Genomic DNA, 15284 nt, shown 5'->3' with positions numbered 1-15284 from the left:
GTCATCGGGGCGGCCCGGCCCGCCCAGTAGCTGACGGCCGCGGACAGCACGTCCGCGGCCGTCGCCGCGTCGGCGGGAGCCGACCGCGCGAAGGCGTCCCAGCCACGCACGAGGAGGAGCCGCCCGTGCTCCGGCGTATCGGTCCAGCCCAGGTCGGTGAGGGCGTCGGCGAGTCCGTCCCAGTCGTGGCCGAACCGCTCGGGGAAGCCGAGGGTGTCGGCACAGCGGGCCACGAATCCGGAGCCGTCGCCCACCCCGCTCAGGTCCACCGCACGGCTGTCCCAGCCGGCCTCCTCCGGCCCGCGGGAGGGCCCGGGGTCACCCGCGGAGGGGCGCCACCGGTAGAGGCCGGGGGGCAGTGATCCGTCGAGCACTCCGGTGAGGTCCGCTTCGGGGAGCGGGCCGGGTGTCTGGGGGTTGGTCATGGGGTCACCACCGATGTGAGGGTCTCGTCGTGCGGGCTCGCGGGTGCCGCCGTGCCGGCGGGAGGCACGCGGGCACCCCCGCCATGCTGTCAGCCCACCCTGCCCGGGCTCGTTAGGCTGGCCGCTGCAACGATGCCAGCGATCAGGAGGTTCTGACGTGACCGAGCAGAAGCGGCGTCCACTCCCCCACGACTTCCACCCGCCGGTGGCGTCCTTCACCGTCGTCAGCGACGACGTGCGTGAGGGAGCGGAGCTGAAGCCTGATCAGGTGCAGGCCGGGGGCAACACCTCGCCGCATCTGCGCTGGGAGGGGTTCCCGGAGGAGACGCGCAGCTTCGCGGTGACCTGCTTCGACCCGGACGCCCCCACCGGCAGCGGATTCTGGCACTGGACGGTGTTCGACATCCCGGCCTCCGTGACGGAGTTGCCCGCCGGTGCGGGCGGTGGCGACTTCGCCGGGCTTCCGCCGGGCGCCGTCCACGTGCGCAACGAGTACGGCGACAAGGAGTTCGTCGGGGCCGCGCCGCCGCCCGGGGACGGGCCGCACCGCTACGTCTTCACCGTCTACGCGGTGGGGGACGAGAAGCTCGGCCCCGACTCCGACGCCAGCCCGGCCGTCGTCGGGTTCAACCTGCGGTTCAAGGCGATCGGGCGTGCCCATCTGATCGGTGAGTACGAGGTGCCCGCCGGCTCCTGAGCCCACCGGCCGCCCTGTGCCCCCGTCCCGGAGGCGGGGCACAGCGGCGCCGGGCCACCGGCGCACGGCACCCGCGCACCGCCCTTCGCCCGGCCGCCCGCTCACCGTCCGCCGGTGGTCCCGCGCACGTCACCCGCCGTACACGGCGGGGAAATTGCGTTGTCCACGGAATCCCGCAGCGGCACAGTGGGGGCGTCCCGCAGCCGGGCGGGGCGCCGGGGAGGTGGACGGGATGCGCGAGACGCTGATTCTTAACGCGAGCTTCGAGCCGTTGTCGACGGTGTCGCTGCGACGGGCCGTGGTGCTCGTGATGCAGGACAAGGCCGTCGTGGAACAGTCGCATCCCGGGCTGCGGGTGCGGGCGGCCAACGTCGAGCTGCCGGTGCCGCAGGTCATCAGGCTGCGGCGCTACGTGCGGGTGCCGTTCCGACAACGGGCCTCGTGGTCGCGGCGCGGTGTGCTGGTGCGGGACCGGCACCGGTGTGCCTACTGCGGGCGGCGCGCGACCACGGTGGACCACGTCGTGCCCCGGTCGCACGGCGGCGGCGACACCTGGCTGAACACGGTGGCCGCCTGCGCGGAGGACAACCACCGCAAGGCCGACCGCACTCCGGCCGAGGCGGGCATGCGGCTGCTGACGCGACCGTTCGAGCCCACCCCGGCCGACGCGCTGCTGCTGGCCCTGCGGCTGAGGGACGGCGAGACCCTGCCGGAGTGGCTGGCGCTGCCGACTCCCGCGTGACGCTCCCCCGACGGCGGGCGGACGTGCGCGTGGCCCCGGCGAACCGTGCGGTTCGCCGGGGCCACCGGCATGTCCGTGGGTGGTACGGGTCAGTCGATCTCCGGACGCTCCGGGGGGCGCTTGCTCATGCCCGGGGTCGGTGCGGGGATCGTCGGCCCGGCGTCTCCACCGTGCTTCTTGAAACCGTCCAGCGCACCCCCGAGGCCCTTGAGGGCGTCGCCGATCTCGCTGGGGACGATCCAGAGCTTGTTCGCGTCGCCCTCGGCGATCTTCGGCAGCATCTGGAGGTACTGGTAGGAGAGCAGCTTCTGGTCCGGGTCGCCCGCGTGAATGGACTCGAAGACGGTGCGGATGGCCTGGGCCTCACCCTCGGCGCGCAGGGCGGCGGCCTTGGCGTCACCCTCGGCGCGCAGGATCTCCGACTGCTTGTGGCCTTCGGCCTGGAGGATCTCGGACTGCCGGACGCCCTCGGCCTGGAGGATGGCGGCGCGCTTGTCGCGGTCGGCGCGCATCTGCTTCTCCATCGAGTCCTGGATGGAGGTGGGCGGCTCGATGGCCTTGAGCTCCACGCGGTTGACGCGGATACCCCACTTGCCGGTGGCCTCGTCCAGCACGCCGCGCAGCGCCGCGTTGATCTCCTCGCGGGAGGTGAGCGTGCGTTCCAGGTCCATGCCGCCGATGATGTTCCGCAGCGTGGTGACCGTGAGCTGCTCGATGGCCTGGATGTAGCTCGCGACCTCGTAGGTCGCCGCCCGGGCGTCCGTCACCTGGTAGTAGATGACGGTGTCGATGTTCACGACCAGGTTGTCCTGGGTGATCACCGGCTGCGGCGGGAAGGGGACGACCTGCTCACGGAGGTCGACCCGGTTGCGCACCGTGTCGATGAACGGCACGACGATGTTGAGGCCCGCGTTCAGGGTGCGCGTGTAGCGGCCGAAGCGCTCCACGATGGCCGCACTCGCCTGCGGGATGACCTGGACCGTCTTGATGAGCGCGACGAAGACGAGCACCACCAAGATGATCAGGACGATGATGACGGCGTCCACCGTGCCCCCTGGACTCGTGTGTTGACGTGTGTAGTTGACGGACCGTGTCGGTCCGGTCCCGCGTGGGCCATCACATCACGACGGCGGTGGCGCCGTCGATCTCCACCACATCGACCTTACGTCCCGGCTCGTAGGCGTCGTCGGCCTCCATCGCCCGGGCGGACCAGATCTCGCCCCCGATCTTGACGCGGCCACCGCTGCCGTCGACCCGTTCGACCACGACGGCCTGCCGCCCCTTGAGGGCGTCCACACCCGTCGCCAGTTCGGGGCGCTCGGCGCGCATGCGCCGGGCCATGGGCCGGACGACGAGAATCAGGGCCGTCGAGACGACGGCGAAGACGACGACCTGCGCGACGAGACCCCCGCCGAGCGCCGCGACGAGCGCTCCCCCTCCGGCGCCGACCGCGAGCATGCCCAGCTCGGGCATCGCGGTCATGACGAGCGGGATACAGAGCCCTACGGCTACGACGAGCCACCACACCCATGCGTCCACACAGGTCATCATAGGTGCCCGGGACCGCGCGGGACAGGGGCCCGGCGGACCGGTCCAACCTCAGGACAGCGGAAGGCCGTTGGCGGTCCAGCGGTCGCCGATCCGCTCGACCACGAGCGGGAGGCCGAAGCAGCGGGAGAGGTTGGAGGAGTTCATCTCCGTCTCCAGCGGACCGGCGGTCAGCACCCTGCCCTGACGGATCATCAGTACGTGGGTGAAGCCCGGCGGAATCTCCTCCACGTGGTGGGTGACCATGATCATCGAGGGGGCGAAGGGGTCCCGGGCGAGGCGTCCGAGCCGACGGACGAGGTCCTCGCGGCCCCCGAGGTCCAGTCCGGCGGCGGGCTCGTCCAGAAGCAGCAGCTCGGGGTCGGCCATCATCGACCGGGCGATCTGGGTCCGCTTGCGCTCCCCCTCGGAGAGGGTGCCGAAGGAGCGGTCCACGAAGTCGTTCATACCGAGCCGGTCCAGGAAGGCGCGGGCGCGCTCCTCGTCGACGGCGTCGTAGTCCTCGTGCCAGCCGGCGGTCATGCCGTAGGCGGCGGTGAGGACGGTCTGGAGGACGGTCTGGCCGGGGGGCAGCTTGTCGGCGAGGCCGCTGCTGGAGACACCGATGCGGGGGCGCAGCTCGAAGACGTCGACGGAGCCGAGCCGCTCACCGAGGATGGTGGCCTGCCCGGCGGAGGGGAAGAGGTAACTGGAGGCCAGGTTCAGCAGTGTCGTCTTCCCGGCGCCGTTGGGGCCGAGGATGATCCACCGCTCGCCCTCCTTGACCGACCAGGAGACGTCGTCCACCAGAGCCCGACCGTCGCGGACCACGGATACGTCCACCAGCTCCAGTACATCGCTCATGAGCGCGGTTTCTCCCATTGCAGTCGCTTCGCCCGTGCCGGTGGGCACAGTCCCCAGGGAAAACCTACGCCACGTGTCGCCCGCGACGGCGGTCAGGCTTGTCGGGGCCGGGTTCTAGTCTGAAGGGATGCTGGAAGAACCACGTTCGGGGCGGCTGGCCGCCTGGGGGAACGCGCTGCTGGCCGGGGAGGCGTCGCCGGACGAGGCGGCGGTCCGCGTCGTGGCGGAGGACGCCGTCCACCGGGTGAGCGGGCTGCCGGGGGAAGCGGGTCCGGTGGGCTGGACGCTGGCGCTCGGCCGACTGCGCGCGCTCGGGGCGGTGGCCCTGCGGGTGGCGCTCCCGGCGCCGGGGCATCCGCTCGGGTTGAGCGGTCCGCCGGAGTTCAACGCCGCCGCGCTGGAGGCCGGGGAGGCGGTGCTGGCCTCCGGAGCGGCGCTCGGGCTGGTGCCGGACGTCGCGGAGGCGGGTCCGGCCGGGGACGTGCACGTGGAGGTGGTGTGGCGCTGTCTGCCGGTGCGGGAGGCCCCGCCCGCGGACGTGCCCTCGCTCGGGGAGGCCGAGCGGGAGCTCCAGCAGGCACTGCGGGAGGCGACGGAGGCGCTGACGCGGCTGGACGTCGCGGGTTCGGGGCCGGTGGCGCAGGCGGCGCTGGCGGCGTACCAGGCGCGGGCCGAGGCCGGGCGGCGGCTGCTGGCGCCCGGGTATCCGGGCCGGGCGGTCCGGGTGCTGGAGCTGGCGCAGCGGGTGGCGGCGCTGGTGAACATCGCGGAGGCGGTCGAGCCGGGTGCGGCGGTGAGCGCGGGGCAACTCGCGATGCGGGCGGACGTGCTGCGTCCGGTGGAGCGGATGGCGCGGCGGGCGCAGGTCGCGGCGTACAACGCGTACGCGGAGGAGCTGGAGCGGCGGCGCGGCTGAGCCGCGCCGCCGGCGGGGTGCCCCCGTCAGTCGTTGACGCAGGTGTTCCCGAAGGTGGGGTTCAGCGCGGCGATGACGTCGACGGTGTTCCCGCACAGGTTCACCGGGATGTGCACCGGGACGGTGACGACGTTGCCGGAGGCCACGCCCGGGGAGTTGGCGGCCACGGCCTGGCCCTCGGCGTCGGCGAACGCGGTACCGGCCGCACCGCCCACGGCGGCGCCCGCGGCTGCGATGGTGACGGCGACCTTCTTGGCTGCGTTCATGGAAGTTCTCCTGAAATCGTCGACAGGGTGCCTGGCCTTGCGCCTCGGCACGGATACGCGGCGGAGCCGCACGCTGAGCAACGTCGGCGGGCGATGGGCGACACGGGCGCCGGGGCGCCGCCCCCCGTTCGGAGCAACGGCCGGGCACGCCTCGGCCCCCGGGCACGGTGCCCGGGGGCCGGAAGGGCGGCCCCCGGGGCCGCGGGGGTCAGGCGTTGAGGCAGAAGGTGCCGAACGTCGGGTTGAGCAGGCCGACGACGTTGACCGTGTTGCCGCAGAGGTTCACCGGAACGTGCACCGGGACCTGCACCACGTTGCCGGAGCCGACGCCGGGGGACTGGACGGCCGCGCCCTCGGCCGAGGCACCGCCCGACGTGGCGGAGGCCGCTCCGGCACCGGCGGCGACGAGGCCGCCGGCCAGCATGGTGACGGCCGTGATCCTGTTGAACTTCTTCACTTTCCGAGCCTCCTTGGGGGCCGCGACCGGTCGTCGCGGCACGCCCTGGAGAACGGGTGCGGACCGCTCGGGTTGCGGCCTGCGGGCGTTCATCACACGACGGTATGAATCATTCGTAGGAAGAGAACCACGGGCCGCTTCCCGGCGTCTCCGTCGTCCTCACTCCGTGACGCCGTGCCGGACGGCCCACAGGGCGGCCTGGGTCCGGTCGGCCAGGTCGAGCTTCATGAGGATGTTCGAGACGTGCGTCTTGACGGTCTTCTCCGACAGCACGAGTGCGCGGGCGATCTCGCGGTTGGAGCGGCCGTCCGCGATGAGGCCGAGCACCTCGCGTTCCCGGTCGGTCAGCCCCGAGGAGCGCCCCGGGGCCGGCGGCGTGCCCTCCTCGGTGAGCAGCGCCGCCGCCACCTCCGGTTCGAGGATCACGTGACCGGCGTGCACCGAACGGATCGCGCCGGCCAGCGCGTCGGGGTCGATGTCCTTGTACAGGTACCCGGACGCGCCCGCGCGCAGGGCCGGGACGGCGGTGCGCTGCTCGGTGAAGCTGGTGACGACCAGGACGCGGGCGGCGCTGCGCACCTCGCGCAGCCCGCGCAGCGCCTCGATGCCGTCGCTGCCGGGCATCTTGACGTCCAGGAGGATGACGTCGGGGGCCAGCCGCCGGGCCTCCTCCACGCCCGCCGCGCCGTCGGCCGCCTCCCCGACGACCTCGATGTCGTCCTGCACCTCCAGGAAGGTGCGCAGCCCCCGGCGCACCACCTGGTGGTCGTCCACGAGCAGGACGCGGATGCGCTCAGCCACCGGGCACCTCCATCTCGACGCGGGTGCCCTTCCCGGGCTCGGAGCGCACGGTGAGCCGGCCGCCGACGGAGGCGGCGCGGTCGCGCATGGAGACCAGGCCGAGGTGGCGGCCCGCGCGGCGCACCGCGCCGGGGTCGAAGCCCCGGCCGTCGTCGGCGACGCACAGCACGGCGCCGCCCGCGCCGCGCCGTTCCAGCGTGACGGTGACGCCCGCGGCCCCGGAGTGGCGCAGGGCGTTGTGCAGGGCCTCCTGGGCGACCCGCAGGACGGCTTCCTCCTGCGCGGCGGGCAGCGCGCGGACGCCGTGCACGGTGAAGCCGACGGCGGCCGTGTGGGCCCGGTCGAGGACCCGGACCTGGGTGCGCAGGGTGGCGACGAGCCCGTCCTCCTCCAGCGCGGCGGGGCGCAGCTCCACCACGGCCGCCCGCAGTTCGTCGGCGGCGTCGGCGGCGAGCCGGGTGATCTCGTGCAGCTCCGCCTTGGCGCGTCCCGGATCGCGGTCGACGAGCGCGGTCGCCGCCTGGGCGGTGAGGCGCAGCGAGAAGAGCTTCTGCGCGACGGCGTCGTGCAGCTCGTGGGCCAGACGGGCCCGCTCCCCCGCGACGGTCAGCTCGCGGGCGCGCTCGTAGAGGCGGGCGTTGGTGAGGGCGATGGCGGCGTGCTCGGCCAGCAGGCGCAGCAGGTGCTCGTCCTCCTCGGTGAAGGAGCGCTCGTCGTGCGGGCCGGAGGGGCGCTTGTTGGCGAGGAAGAGGGCGCCGAGGACCTCGTCGCCGTCGGCCACCGGCATGCCGAGGAAGTCGGACAGCTCGGGGTGGGCGGCCGGCCAGCCCTCGAAGCGCGGGTCCCGGCGGACGTCGGCGAGGCGCTGCGGGGCGGCGTCGTCGAGCATGGCGGCGAGGATGCCGTGCCGCCGCGGCAGGGGGCCGATGGCCTTCCACTGCTCGTCGCTGACGCCGGCGACGACGAACTGGGCGAAGCCGCCGCGGTCGTCGGGGACGCCGAGGGCGGCGTACTCGGCGTCGAGCAGGTCGCGGGCGGAGTGCACGATCGTCTGGAGGACCTCGCGGACCTCGACCTGGCGGTTCATGGCGAGGAGGGCCGCGCTGACGGCGGCCAGCCCGCTTCTGATCACCATGTGATCACCGTACTCGTATCCGTCGCGCGGGCGCCGGACTCCCGCCGGGCGGCCCCGGTCGGGACGCCCGGCGGGAGGAGGCGTTCACTCGCGCATGACCTCGGGCTCGTGGCGGCGCAGGAGGCGGGAGACGACGAAGCCGCACAGGACCGCCATGCCGAGGAGGACTACCATGTTGAGCAGCCACGCGCTCAGCTCCGGCTCCCACAGCGGGTCGCCGCCCGCCTCCGGGTCCCAGGGCAGCAGCACGTTCAGGTCGGCGGTGTTGCCCATGCCGGCGACCGCCCAGCGCGAGGGCATCAGCCAGGCGAGCTGCTCGATGCCCGCCTTGCCGTAGATCTGGAACAGGACGCCGGTGAAGACGACCTGGACGATGGCGAACATGACCAGCAGCGGCATGGTCTTCTCGGCGGTCTTGACCAGCGAGGAGATGATCAGGCCGACCATCATCGAGGCGAGGCCGAGGGAGATGACCACGAGCGTCATCTCGAGGCCCGGGGAGCCGGAGAAGAGCACGCCCTCGTCGGGCATCTCCCGGGGCAGGAAGCCGATCACACAGATGATGACGCCCTGGACGGCCGTGATCACCCCGAGCACGATGACCTTGGACATCAGGTACGCGGAACGGGACAGGCCGGTGGCGCGTTCCCGTTCGTAGATGACCCGTTCCTTGATCAGTTCACGGACGGAGTTGGCCGCCGCCGAGAAGCACATGCCGACCACGAGGATGAGCATGATGGTGCTCGCGTCGCGGTTGGTCCTGCCCTTCTCCGCCGGGCCGTAGCCGAGCCCGAAGTCGGACGGGATCACGACGCTGACGACGCCGAGCACGGCGGGCAGGATGAGCATGAGGGCCATGAAGCCGCGGTCGGAGGCGATGACCGACGCGTAGCGGCGCATGAGCGTCCACAGCTGCGAGCCCCAGCTCTGCGGTTTCTGCAGCCCGGCCTGGGCCTGGTGCCAGTCGACCTGGACGGGCTGCGGGGCGACGGAGTCGATGTCGGCGGCGTAGAGCTGGTAGTGCTGCGAACCGCGCCAGCGGCCCATCCAGTCGTAGTCACGGTAGTTCTCGAAGGCGGAGAAGACGTCGGCCCAGGAGTCGTAGCCGAAGAAGTTCAGCGCCTCCTCCGGCGGTCCGAAGTAGGCCACCCCGCCGCCCGGTGCCATGACGAGCAGCTTGTCGCACAGGGCCAGCTCGGCGACCGAGTGGGTGACGACGAGGACGGTGCGGCCGTCGTCGGCGAGGCCGCGCAGGAGCTGCATGACGTCGCGGTCCATGCCCGGATCGAGGCCGGAGGTCGGCTCGTCGAGGAAGATCAGCGACGGCTTGGTGAGGAGCTCCAGCGCGACCGAGACGCGCTTGCGCTGTCCGCCGGACAGGGAGGTGATCTTCTTGTCCGCGTGGATGTCCAGCTTCAGCTCGGCGAGCACCTCCTCCACGCGGGCGTTGCGCTCGGCCTCGGCGACGTCGCCGGGGAAGCGGAGCTTGGCGGCGTACCGCAGGGCGGTCCGGACGCGCAGGGCCGTGTGCAGGATGTCGTCCTGCGGTACGAGGCCGATGCGGTGCCGCAACTCGGCGAAGTGCGTGTACAGGTTGCGGTTGTCGTAGAGGACCTCGCCCTGGTTGGCGGGTCGGTAACCGGTGAGGGCCTTGAGCAGCGTCGACTTGCCCGAACCGGAGGGGCCGATGACGGCGATGACCGACTTCTCGGGGACGCCGAAGGAGACGTCGTTGAGGATGGTCTTGCCGCCGTCGACCTGCACGGTCAGGTGCCGGGCCGCGAAGGAGACCTCACCGGTGTCGACGAACTCCTCAAGCCGGTCGCCGACCAGCCGGAAGGTGGAGTGGCCGACGCCGATGATGTCGTTGGGGCCGATGCGGCGGCGGTCGTTGCGCGGGAGCTGCTGACCGTTGACGTAGGTGCCGTTGTGGCTGCCCAGGTCGCGGATCTCGAACAGGCCGTCCGGTCCGGCGAGGAACTCGGCGTGCAGCCGGGAGACCTGGAGGTCGGAGACGACCAGCTCGTTCTCCAGCGCACGACCGATGCGCATCACTCGTCCGAGTGACAGCTGGTGGAACGTCGTCGGGCTGCGGTCGCCCCGGCCGGCGCCCTGGACCTCGTGGAGGGAGGCCCCCTGCTGGGCGGGCACCGCGTGCTGCGGCGCGTGGTGCTGGGGGGCATGGTGCTGGGGCGCCGGCTGCCAGCCCTGCGGCTGCGATGCGTAGGCGGCCTGCTGCGGCGCCGCCTGCTGCTGCGCCCAGCCGCCGTGCGGCTGCTCGGCCTGCTGCGCCTGCTGCGGAGCCGTCGCGGGCGCGGTGAACACCAGGCGCGGCCCGTCGGTGGCGTTACCCAGATGCAGTACCGTGCCGGGGCCGATCTCCAGCTGCTGGACGCGCTGCCCCTGCGTGTAGGTGCCGTTCGTGCTCCCCGGATCGTCGATCACCCAGGAGCGGCCGCCCCACCGCAGCGTGGCGTGCCGCCACGAGACGCGTGCGTCGTCCAGGACGAGATCCCCCTGGGGGTCACGCCCCAGTACGTACGACCGGGACGGGTCGAGCGTCCAGGTCCTGCCGTTCAGTTCCAGTACGAGTTCCGGCACTCCATGCCCCACAGATTTCTTCCCCCGAGCTACCCCCTGCCTGGAGGGTCTAGGGATGGCGAACATCGTGGGGAACTATTCCAGGCCGGGCCCGTGGACAGGAAGTCGGGCCACGCGAACCCGTGCCCCGACCCGGCGGAATCCGCCGCGAGCACACAAGGCGGACATCCGCGAGCGCCGGCGCGGGCACCCGTCCGGGGTACGGACAGGAGTACGAGGGGGCGGCACCTGCCGATACGGTGGAACCACCATGAGCGCGACGCAGACTCCCCCGCTCCCGCCCGGCATGCCCGGCGAGGACGCTCCCACCCTGCTGGTCAAGATCTTCGGCAAGGACCGTCCCGGCATCACGGCGGGCCTCTTCGACACCCTGGCCGCCTACGGCCTCGCGGTGGTGGACATCGAGCAGGTCGTCACCCGGGGCCGGATAACGCTGTGCGCCCTGGTCACGGCGCCGGACGGCACGGGCTCCGGGACGAGCGAGGGGGCGCTGCGGGCCACCGTGCACAGCTGGGCCGAGTCGCTGAAGCTCCAGGCCGAGATCATCTCCGGGCACGGGGACAACCGGCCGCGTGGTGTGGGCCGTTCGCACGTGACGGTGCTGGGCCAGCCGCTGACCGCCGAGTCGACGGCGGCGATCGCCGCCTGCATCACCGGCGCGGGCGGCAACATCGACCGCATCTTCCGACTGGCCAAGTACCCGGTGACCGCTGTGGAGTTCGAGGTCTCCGGCGCGCTGACGGAACCGCTGCGGACGGCGCTGGCCACCGAGTCGGCGGCCCTCGGCGTGGACGTCGCCGTCGTCGCCTCCGGGTTGCAGCGGCGCGCCCAGCGGCTCGTCGTGATGGACGTCGACTCCACCCTGATCCAGGACGAGGTCATCGAGCTGTTCGCCGGGCACGCGGGCTGCGAGGACAAGGTGGCCGAGGTGACGGCGGCCGCCATGCGCGGTGAGCTGGACTTCGAGGAGTCGCTGCACGCCCGCGTCGCCCTGCTGGCCGGGCTGGACGCCTCCGTGGTGGACGAGGTCCGGCGGCAGGTGCGGCTCACGCCCGGCGCGAACACGCTCGTGCGCACGCTGAAGCTGCTCGGCTACCAGGTGGGCGTGGTCTCCGGCGGCTTCACCCAGGTGACGGACGAGCTCAGGGAACGGCTGGGGCTGGACTTCGCCTCGGCCAACACACTGGAGATCGTCGACGGCAAACTGACCGGCCGGGTGACCGGGGAGATCGTGGACCGTGCGGGCAAGGCGCGGCTGCTGCGCCGGTTCGCCGAGGAGGCGGGCGTCCCACTGGCGCAGACCGTGGCCATCGGTGACGGCGCGAACGACCTGGACATGCTGAACGCCGCCGGTCTGGGCGTGGCCTTCAACGCCAAGCCGGTCGTGCAGGAGGCCGCGCACACGGCCGTCAACGTGCCGTTCCTCGACACCGTGCTGTACCTGCTGGGTATCACCCGGGAAGAGGTGGAGGCGGCCGACGCGGCCCGGTGACCCGGGCCGGGCTCGGGCCCGGCCACGGTCCGGCCCCGGTCTCAGGCGTGCGGGGCCGGACCGGCGCGGTCAGGCGTGCGGGGCCCAGAAGTCCACGAGACGGCCGGCGCCGGGCTCCACCGACTTCCAGGAACCCTCCACGGTGAGGACCGCCATCGCGGAGGTCGGGAAGCCGCGCTCCATGCGGCCGCGTGCCTCCGGCTCCGCGGAGCCGGTCAGGACCTCGGCCAGCCCCTGCATCCCGGGGTTGTGGCCGATGACGAGGAGCTCGCGGACGTCGTCGGGCACCTCGTTGACCACGGCGATGATCTCGCCGGGCGACGCGTCGTACAGACGCTCCTCGTAGACGGTCCTGGGGCGCTTGGGCAGCTGCGGCACGAGCAGCTTCCACGTCTCGCGGGTGCGGGCGGCGGTCGAGCACAGGGTCAGCTCGGGGCTGATGCCCTGCGACGCCAGCCAGCCACCGGCCAGCGGGGCGTCCTTGCGGCCGCGTTCCGCCAGCGGCCGCTCGTGATCGGGTACCTCGGGCCAGTCTGCCTTGGCGTGTCGGAGTAGGACCATCCTGCGGGGCTGATCGACGCTCATGCCTTCCAGCTTCGCACGAAACCGACCACCGGGCTCAGGCTGTTGACGACTTGCGTCCCTCAGGCGGAGCCGAGGCCGTTCAGCTTCTCCCACAGCGCGGAGGCCACCTCTCCGAAGCCGCTCGCCGTGTCGGTTGCCGCGCCGCCTGAGCCCTGCCCGCCGCCGAGCAGCAGCAGGGCCAGCAGGAGCGTGAAGACGGCCACGGGGAGCGGGAGGGCCCACCAGCGCAGCCGCGGACCCGTGGCTCCGTCGTGCCCGCGGCGGGGGGTCGGGTGGGCGCCGGCGGCGGTCGTCATCGGCTCGCCTTTCGTCGGGGCGTTCGGTGCGTCGAGCGGTACCTCGACGCTAGGCCGCGCGACGGCACGGGCCTACCCGGGAAGCCACCCACCCGTCCCTGACCTCGCCCCCCTAGGGGTCGGTGGGGCTACCCCCACCCCTCCCGCCGTCTGCGGTCGGACGCGCGTCACGGGCGGTGCGTCGCCGTCCCACGGCCCGTGCCGTCGTCCCACGGGGTGCCAAGCCGGTCCAGGACGGCCTCGGCCAGCTGACGGAACTCCCGGTAGCAGGTCTTCACGTACTGCTGGGTACTGCCCAGCGCACCGTCGGCCGGACGCAGGTCGAACATCGGTTTCCGGGCGTCGTGGGCCAGCGGCATGAGGCTGCGGTAGTTGCGCAGGGTGGCGATGCGGTGCCGGTCGTCCTTGGCCGGGGACGACTCTCCGAGCACGGCGGCCGTGTAGACCCACGGGATGCGCTGGAGCCATCGCTGGTACGCCTTGACGGGGCGGTCAAGACGCATTTCGGGCTGCATGATCACGTAGCCGAGGGGGCGCATGTCCGCGTTCGGTGCCGAGATACCGGCGGGTACTCGGGGCAGGACGAGCGTCTGCCAGTCGGTTCGCCACTGGCGCAGCGTCGGTCCCAGGTTGCTCAGGCCCTTCAGGGAGAAAAGATCCGCCGCCAGGGGCATGAGCACGGTGTCGGCCGAGATGAGTGCGGCGCGGTTGATCGCGCCGAGGTTCGGCCCGACATCGATCAGGACGACGTCCGCCTCCACTGCGGCCACGGCCTGTTCGATGATGCGGTGGAACGCGGTGGAGGTGCGGATCGCCGCGATGTCTCCTCCGTAGGCCCGGGACCACTCGTTGGACAGCTTGTCCTCGAACCGACTCAGGTCCAGGCTGCCGGGAAGCAGCCACAGACCCGGTTCGAGCTGAGCGGGCTCGACGTGTGCGACGTCACCGGTGCCCTCCATGATCGGCCGAACCGCGTCGGCGATGGTCTGGCCGCTGCGCACCCGGCCGGTGCCGGGCGGGCCTCCCGGAGCGGCCCCCTGATCGATGAGCTCGGAGCTGTTCTCCCACAGCTCCTCGATCTCCGTCTCCTCCAGGCACATCGAGGTCAGGTTCGCCTGCGGGTCGAGGTCCACCGCCAGCACGGTGAGCCCGAGCCGTCGGATCATGTGGGCCAGGTGGTAGGACAGGGTCGTCTTTCCCACACCGCCTTTGTTGTTGAACAGCGCGATCGATGTCATGCCGCACTCCGGATGACGACGGCCCACGAGAAGTCGTCGACCTGGAACTCGGCCGCCGGGTTCCCGTTGTTCTCCAGCGCCTTCCGCACCCGGCCCACTCCGCGGCCGAACCGGTTGACGTATCCGAGCCCCTTCATCGCAGCGGCGAGGGAAGGATTGCGGTAGTCCGTCACACGGTCGAAGTTGTCGGCGCGCACCTGGCCGAACGGACCGCCGGGGTTGGTCACCTCGATCCTGTCCTCGAACCAGACGATCCGCGTCGGGGCGTAGGACGTCTCGTAGTTGCGGTGCATCAACGCGTTCATGCAGACCTCCCGCAGTGCCTCCAGCGGATAGTCCGGCCGGGGCGTCTCACGGAAGCCGTCCTCCGTGAGACGCGTGCGCAGGTTGCTGCGCAGCAGGGGTTCGAGGCGGGCGGACAGCGCGACCAGGTTCTGTCGCAGTTCCTGCTCGTCCGCGACCGGGGCGTCGAGGTCCGTGCCCTGGTAGCGGACGAACTGCACGTAGGCGCCCGGAATGTAGCTGCCCGGATCGAGGCCGATGGCGAGCAGGCCGAGCGCGGTGGGGCGACCGTCGGGAGCGACGAGGTTCAAGGAGGAGAGCTGGACCTCGATCGGCCGACCGTTCTCCTCGATCACCTCAGGGGCGACCATCGAGGGCAGGTAGGACTGCCGAAAGACGTCCAGGTCCAGGTCGTCCTGGTGAGCCAGGGTGACGGGCCGCGTGTCGAACGGCTGGTCCGCTGCCCTTCTGCGCTCCTCCAGGACGCGCTCGTCCTCCCGTCCGGCTCGGCGGGTGGTCGGGCCGGGGCGCACCCAGACGACGCCCTCGAAACGCACCGGTGGGGAGGCGCTGGCGCTGACCCGGACGCGGACCACCGGCTTGCCCCGGAACCGTCCGCGCTCGACGGTGAGCGAAGGGCGGTCAAGGATGCGACCGTCGTCCCGCAGATCGGTGAGTTGCAGCAGCGCTCGGTCACTGTCATCGACGCCGTCCACGGGTTGCCCCGTGTCGTCGACCCCGATCAGGACGTCCCCGCCGCCGTGCCCGCAGAGGTCGTTGGCCATGGCGCACACGGCCTTCCCGATGGCGTCACCGCATCTCCCCTCCCGCTTCGCGGTGCTCTTGAACTCCAGCGTGGGGCCCTCCTGCGTGCCGAGGAGGTCGGCAAGGTCTACGTCGTCTGCGCTCACGGGCGCCATTGTGCCGTGTCGACGGAGGCGGAAGGGCCGGTCGGTCGGC

Annotated in this window: 17 protein-coding genes (1 of these 17 running past the window's edge); 4 read left to right on the top strand and 13 right to left on the bottom strand. The window is 72.1% G+C overall.

The genetic code is table 11. The features are described 5' to 3' along the window. A protein-coding gene (locus V6D49_RS23475) for a barstar family protein (protein WP_340562652.1) crosses the window boundary here: on the bottom strand, positions 1 to 425 show its 5' portion. 16 nt of this gene lie to the left of the window's left edge; 425 of the gene's 441 nt are visible here — the first part of the coding sequence; it begins with the start codon at positions 423 to 425; its stop codon lies off the left edge, out of view. 157 nt (positions 426 to 582) lie between these two features. On the opposite strand from V6D49_RS23475, the gene V6D49_RS23470 reads away from it, so the two are divergent. Then, positions 583 to 1122: a YbhB/YbcL family Raf kinase inhibitor-like protein gene (locus V6D49_RS23470; RefSeq protein WP_340562649.1), complete on the top strand. Its 540-nt coding sequence runs from the start codon at positions 583 to 585 to the stop codon at positions 1120 to 1122. A 232-nt stretch (positions 1123 to 1354) separates the two neighbouring features. Beyond that, positions 1355 to 1864 (top strand): HNH endonuclease, encoded by a 510-nt coding sequence (locus tag V6D49_RS23465; protein WP_340562647.1) that lies wholly within the window; start codon positions 1355 to 1357, stop codon positions 1862 to 1864. Between the two features lie 89 nt (positions 1865 to 1953). Here V6D49_RS23465 and V6D49_RS23460 read toward each other — a convergent pair whose 3' ends face one another. The 3 genes from V6D49_RS23460 to V6D49_RS23450 all read right to left on the bottom strand — a co-directional run bounded on the left by V6D49_RS23460 (position 1954) and on the right by V6D49_RS23450 (position 4255). Beyond that, positions 1954 to 2910, bottom strand: a complete 957-nt coding sequence (locus tag V6D49_RS23460) for an SPFH domain-containing protein (protein WP_191207284.1) — start codon at positions 2908 to 2910, stop codon at positions 1954 to 1956. Positions 2911 to 2980: 70 nt separating this feature from the next. Further along, entirely contained in the window at positions 2981 to 3412 is a 432-nt protein-coding gene (locus V6D49_RS23455) for an NfeD family protein (protein ID WP_340562644.1), read from the bottom strand. A 51-nt stretch (positions 3413 to 3463) separates the two neighbouring features. Further along, positions 3464 to 4255 (bottom strand): ABC transporter ATP-binding protein, encoded by a 792-nt coding sequence (locus V6D49_RS23450; RefSeq protein ID WP_340562641.1) that lies wholly within the window; start codon positions 4253 to 4255, stop codon positions 3464 to 3466. Positions 4256 to 4382: 127 nt separating this feature from the next. Between V6D49_RS23450 and V6D49_RS23445 the strand changes: the two genes are divergently transcribed. After that, the gene (locus V6D49_RS23445) at positions 4383 to 5171 is read left to right on the top strand and encodes a hypothetical protein (protein ID WP_340562638.1); all 789 of its coding nucleotides are present in this window, start codon (positions 4383 to 4385) and stop codon (positions 5169 to 5171) included. Between the two features lie 26 nt (positions 5172 to 5197). Here V6D49_RS23445 and V6D49_RS23440 read toward each other — a convergent pair whose 3' ends face one another. The 5 genes from V6D49_RS23440 to V6D49_RS23420 all read right to left on the bottom strand — a co-directional run bounded on the left by V6D49_RS23440 (position 5198) and on the right by V6D49_RS23420 (position 10431). Continuing rightward, the gene (locus V6D49_RS23440) at positions 5198 to 5437 is read right to left on the bottom strand and encodes a chaplin (protein ID WP_340562636.1); all 240 of its coding nucleotides are present in this window, start codon (positions 5435 to 5437) and stop codon (positions 5198 to 5200) included. 208 nt (positions 5438 to 5645) lie between these two features. After that, positions 5646 to 5894, bottom strand: a complete 249-nt coding sequence (locus tag V6D49_RS23435; RefSeq protein ID WP_340562635.1) for a chaplin — start codon at positions 5892 to 5894, stop codon at positions 5646 to 5648. Between the two features lie 159 nt (positions 5895 to 6053). Then, positions 6054 to 6695 carry a response regulator transcription factor gene (locus V6D49_RS23430; protein ID WP_340562632.1) on the bottom strand — a complete coding sequence of 214 codons (642 nt, stop codon included), beginning with the start codon at positions 6693 to 6695 and terminating at the stop codon, positions 6054 to 6056. Further along, the gene (locus V6D49_RS23425) at positions 6688 to 7830 is read right to left on the bottom strand and encodes a GAF domain-containing sensor histidine kinase (protein WP_340562630.1); all 1143 of its coding nucleotides are present in this window, start codon (positions 7828 to 7830) and stop codon (positions 6688 to 6690) included. Before V6D49_RS23425 ends, V6D49_RS23430 begins: the two co-directional genes overlap by 8 nt. Positions 7831 to 7914: 84 nt before the next feature. After that, positions 7915 to 10431: an ABC transporter ATP-binding protein/permease gene (locus V6D49_RS23420; RefSeq protein ID WP_340562628.1), complete on the bottom strand. Its 2517-nt coding sequence runs from the start codon at positions 10429 to 10431 to the stop codon at positions 7915 to 7917. A gap of 250 nt (positions 10432 to 10681) precedes the next feature. Between V6D49_RS23420 and serB the strand changes: the two genes are divergently transcribed. Then, positions 10682 to 11923 carry a phosphoserine phosphatase SerB gene (serB, locus tag V6D49_RS23415; protein ID WP_340562625.1) on the top strand — a complete coding sequence of 414 codons (1242 nt, stop codon included), beginning with the start codon at positions 10682 to 10684 and terminating at the stop codon, positions 11921 to 11923. A gap of 69 nt (positions 11924 to 11992) precedes the next feature. Here the strand turns inward: serB and V6D49_RS23410 are convergent, their stop codons facing one another. From V6D49_RS23410 to V6D49_RS23395, 4 genes are all read right to left on the bottom strand, one after another. Then, complete coding sequence (locus tag V6D49_RS23410; RefSeq protein ID WP_340562622.1) at positions 11993 to 12508, bottom strand: SixA phosphatase family protein; 516 nt, start codon at positions 12506 to 12508, stop codon at positions 11993 to 11995. Positions 12509 to 12567: 59 nt separating this feature from the next. Continuing rightward, on the bottom strand, positions 12568 to 12804 hold the full coding sequence (locus V6D49_RS23405; protein WP_340562620.1) for a hypothetical protein: 237 nt from the start codon (positions 12802 to 12804) through the stop codon (positions 12568 to 12570). Positions 12805 to 12971: 167 nt separating this feature from the next. Further along, positions 12972 to 14042: a ParA family protein gene (locus V6D49_RS23400; RefSeq protein WP_340562617.1), complete on the bottom strand. Its 1071-nt coding sequence runs from the start codon at positions 14040 to 14042 to the stop codon at positions 12972 to 12974. Then, positions 14039 to 15244 carry an ATP-binding protein gene (locus V6D49_RS23395; RefSeq protein WP_340562614.1) on the bottom strand — a complete coding sequence of 402 codons (1206 nt, stop codon included), beginning with the start codon at positions 15242 to 15244 and terminating at the stop codon, positions 14039 to 14041. Before V6D49_RS23395 ends, V6D49_RS23400 begins: the two co-directional genes overlap by 4 nt. Between the last annotated feature and the right edge of the window lie 40 nt (positions 15245 to 15284).

Origin of the sequence: Streptomyces sp. GSL17-111 (assembly GCF_037911585.1) — a bacterium.
Lineage (GTDB): Bacteria > Actinomycetota > Actinomycetes > Streptomycetales > Streptomycetaceae > Streptomyces.
This window is presented reverse-complemented; position numbering and strand designations above follow the sequence as displayed.

Excerpts from the sequence above, each read along its gene's own strand:
- V6D49_RS23465 (WP_340562647.1), top strand. The coding sequence starts at position 1,355 with ATGCGCGAGACGCTGATTCTTAACGCGAGCTTCGAGCCGTTGTCGACG.
- V6D49_RS23455 (WP_340562644.1), bottom strand. The coding sequence starts at position 3,412 with ATGACCTGTGTGGACGCATGGGTGTGGTGGCTCGTCGTAGCCGTAGGG.
- V6D49_RS23450 (WP_340562641.1), bottom strand. The coding sequence starts at position 4,255 with ATGAGCGATGTACTGGAGCTGGTGGACGTATCCGTGGTCCGCGACGGT.
- V6D49_RS23445 (WP_340562638.1), top strand. The coding sequence starts at position 4,383 with ATGCTGGAAGAACCACGTTCGGGGCGGCTGGCCGCCTGGGGGAACGCG.
- V6D49_RS23440 (WP_340562636.1), bottom strand. The coding sequence starts at position 5,437 with ATGAACGCAGCCAAGAAGGTCGCCGTCACCATCGCAGCCGCGGGCGCC.
- V6D49_RS23425 (WP_340562630.1), bottom strand. The coding sequence starts at position 7,830 with ATGGTGATCAGAAGCGGGCTGGCCGCCGTCAGCGCGGCCCTCCTCGCC.
- serB (WP_340562625.1), top strand. The coding sequence starts at position 10,682 with ATGAGCGCGACGCAGACTCCCCCGCTCCCGCCCGGCATGCCCGGCGAG.
- V6D49_RS23410 (WP_340562622.1), bottom strand. The coding sequence starts at position 12,508 with ATGAGCGTCGATCAGCCCCGCAGGATGGTCCTACTCCGACACGCCAAG.
- V6D49_RS23405 (WP_340562620.1), bottom strand. The coding sequence starts at position 12,804 with ATGACGACCGCCGCCGGCGCCCACCCGACCCCCCGCCGCGGGCACGAC.
- V6D49_RS23400 (WP_340562617.1), bottom strand. The coding sequence starts at position 14,042 with ATGACATCGATCGCGCTGTTCAACAACAAAGGCGGTGTGGGAAAGACG.
- V6D49_RS23395 (WP_340562614.1), bottom strand. The coding sequence starts at position 15,244 with ATGGCGCCCGTGAGCGCAGACGACGTAGACCTTGCCGACCTCCTCGGC.